This window comes from Plasticicumulans sp. (assembly GCF_035331805.1).
Lineage (GTDB): Bacteria > Pseudomonadota > Gammaproteobacteria > Competibacterales > Competibacteraceae > Plasticicumulans.
In genome coordinates this window covers 1-2,296 of the sequence record NZ_DAOLKE010000469.1, presented here as the reverse complement: position 1 = coordinate 2,296, position 2,296 = coordinate 1, and the positions used below count along the sequence as shown (strand labels likewise).

2 protein-coding genes are annotated in these 2,296 nt (G+C 72.7%); both read right to left on the bottom strand.

What is annotated here, in order from left to right:
• On the bottom strand, positions 1-1,304 hold a 1,304-nt coding region (locus tag PKE44_RS18485), incomplete at its 3' end, for a hypothetical protein (RefSeq protein ID WP_324554172.1).
• Entirely contained in the window at positions 1,301-2,263 is a 963-nt protein-coding gene (locus PKE44_RS18480) for an ABC transporter ATP-binding protein (protein ID WP_324554170.1), read from the bottom strand. The genes PKE44_RS18485 and PKE44_RS18480, both read right to left, overlap by 4 nt.
• Between the last annotated feature and the right edge of the window lie 33 nt (positions 2,264-2,296).

Here is a 2,296-nt window from a genome sequence, read left to right as displayed (position 1 = left end):
GGCAGCCGCTGCCAGCGCCGCCACGCCCACCACCCGGCTGCCAGCGGCTGCGGCAGCACCAGCGCGAGCATCCACGGCGCCTCGGACAGCGTGTGCGGCACCAGCAGCGGCACGAGCTGCGGCAGGTCCATCGCGTGGAACAGCACCGGCAGCAGCCCGTAGAGCACGGCGAGGTACAAAAGCGCGGCGCCATCGGCGCGGCGCGTGTCCTTGCCGAAGTGCAGCGCCAGCACCAGCGCGAGGTCGCGGCCGAAGCACAGCAGCCAGCCGAGCAGCACGGCCAGCTCGCGCAGCGGCTGCGCCGAGATCGGCAGCAGCAGGGTCGGCAGGATCAGCAGCAGCGCGACCGCGACCGTCAGCGCCGCCGAGCACAGCCACAGCGGCAGCAGTGCGGCGGCGCGCGGCAGGTCCGGCGGCGTCTGCTGCACGGCCGCGAGCAGCCGGCGCAGGCGCAGCCAGTCCTTGCGTTCGATGAACAGCAGCACATAGCTGAGCGCGCCGGTGAACAGCGCGGCGATCGACAGGTGCAGCGTCAGCGGCTTCGGGCCATCCGGCCAGATGAAACCGCCGATGTAGATCCAGCCGCACAGCACGAAGCCGAGCCACGCGAGCGGCGGATCGCGGAAGGCCAGTTCCTCGCGCAGCATCCGGTACAGCCCGGTCACCGACCAGCCGAGCAGCAGCGCCAGGCTGAAGGCCGTGAAGTCGAGGGTGGCCCAGGCGTGGCCGTACCAGCGCACCGGCTCGTCGGAGAGCGCCGCCTCGTTGCGGGCGAGGCCGAAGACCCACGGCACCAGGATCAGCAGGATCAGCAGCGCCAGTCCGCGCGGCGGTGCCGGCTTGTGCAGGCGTCGCGCGGCGAGCAGCGTCGCCAGCAGGCACAGCGCGTGGACACTGATCGCCAGCGCCACGGCCGAGAACAGCGTGCGCAGCGTGACCGCGACCGGCGCGCGTGTCGCGACGGCGTGGACGATCAGGCAGATCGCGCCGCCATACCACGCGAAGGCCGGGCCGCCGAACAGCTTGCCGGCCGTCATCTGCCCGGCGCTCAGGCCGCTCAGGCGCTGGCTGTCCCAGGTGCCCTGCGCGTACTCGGCGATCAGCGAGTCGGCGGCGAGCTTGCCGCCCCAGGCGACCGTGAGCAGCAAAAACAGCGTCAGCGCGGTGTAGCTCGCCGGATGCGGACTGCCGGTGTTCGCGTCGATCACGAAGATCAGCGCCAGCAGCAGCGGCATGGTCAGCAGCCGCAGCGGCGTCAGTTCCAGCCACAGGTTGCGCACGAATTCGGGGTTGCGGGCGATCATGAGCGGACTCCGGCGTGCCCGGCACCGCGCACGGCGGCGAGATAGGCATCCTGCAGGCGCTCGGCCTGCGTCGCGCATTCGCAGACCGGCAGGCCGGCGGCGATCAGCGTGGCAAGGGCGGCGGCCAGTGCCGCGTCGTCGCCGCGAAACACGCCGTGTGCTTCCTGTTCCGTCGCCTCGACCGGCTCGAAGCCCGGCAGTCCGGCGAGGGCTTGCGGCAGGCGGGCATCGGGCCGGGCGAGGCGCAGCTGCAGCCGGCGCGGCGGTGGCTCATCGCTGCCGGCGGGGTGTCCGCCGCCGGTCAGGGCCCGGTGTTCGAGGATGCGGCCGGCGCGCAGCACCAGCATGTGCGTGCAGTAGGCCTCCAGCTCCGCGAGGATGTGCGAGGACACCAGCAGCGTCATGCCGGCGGCCCCGAGCGCGCGCATCAGCGACGACAGCTCGCTGCGCGCATCGGGATCGAGCCCCGAGGCCGGTTCGTCGAGCAGCAGCACGCGCGGCCGGTGCAGGATCGCCTGGGCGATTGCGAGCCGCTGGCGCTGGCCGCGCGACAGCGTGCCGGCGCGGGCCCTGAGCTTTTCCACGAGATCGAGCTGCACGACGACCTCGCCGACGCGCTCCTTGAGCGCCCCGCCTTCGAGTCCGTGCGCGGCCCCGGCGTAGTGCAGGCAGCGCTCGACGCTCAGGTCGACGTAGACGCCGAAGTCATCGGGCAGGTAGCCGAGCGCGCGCTGCGCGGCGCGCGGATCGGCGAGCATGTCGATGCCGGCAATGCGGATGCCGCCGCCCGCCGGTTCGTCGAGCCCGGCGAGACAGCGCAGCAGCGTCGTCTTGCCGGCCCCGTTCGGCCCGACCAGCGCCGTGATCGACCCCGGTGCCAGCGCAAAGCCGACGCGATCGAGCGCGCGGGTGCCGGGGTAGTCGTAGACCAGATCGCGAACCTCGATCGCGGCGGGCATGGGGGCTCCGGTGTCAGGGGAAAGCAGGGATGT

Bases quoted from the DNA above. Each gene is read 5' to 3' on its own strand.
- PKE44_RS18480 (WP_324554170.1), bottom strand. From the start codon at position 2,263: ATGCCCGCCGCGATCGAGGTTCGCGATCTGGTCTACGACTACCCCGGC.